The sequence below is a fragment of the Mesorhizobium sp. M7A.F.Ca.MR.148.00.0.0 genome (genome assembly GCF_003997735.1).
In the GTDB taxonomy this organism is placed as follows: domain Bacteria; phylum Pseudomonadota; class Alphaproteobacteria; order Rhizobiales; family Rhizobiaceae; genus Mesorhizobium.
Map to the genome: position 1 here is coordinate 327 of NZ_RZTB01000283.1, position 543 is coordinate 869.

Here is a 543-nt window from a genome sequence, read left to right on the forward strand (position 1 = left end):
TTGCTCCGGTTCGCGCCTCGTTGTGCCGCTTGCCCCCCGGAGTGATTGATCCATGAACCGACATCCGCCAACGCGGTTCATGCAGACAGACACATTCTTCTCAATCTCTCGCCGAGCTCCGCCGATGCCGCGCGATTATAGACAACCTGATTCGCTACGCCTGCACCTCGGCACAATCAGTAGATGAATAAGGCGACATGGTATAGGAGCCGTGAACGGCGTCGCACAGTCTGCAGCCAGACTGCGCTCGGTGCCCACGCCAAACGTCGGCTCAGGCGCGCGATAGAAGCAATCTTTTGACTTCACCGGCAAGCGCAAGCGGGTCGAACGGCTTGGCGATCACCCCTACCGCCCCCATCGCCAGATAGCGTTCGACTTCATGCGTCTGGGTGCGCGCGGTGATGAACACCACGGGTATCGAAGCCGTCGGCCCAGACTGGGCCAAGCGCCTCAGCGTCTCCGGCCCATCCATGTCCGGCATCATTACGTCGAGCAGAATGAGATCGGGCCGCCATTCGGCGGCATCGACCAGCGCCTGCATGC

1 protein-coding gene is annotated in these 543 nt (G+C 61.3%); it reads right to left on the reverse strand.

The features are described 5' to 3' along the window. Positions 1-271: 271 nt before the first annotated feature. The coding region (locus EOB49_RS33940) for a response regulator (RefSeq protein ID WP_245472974.1) at positions 272-543 on the reverse strand (272 nt) is incomplete at its 5' end.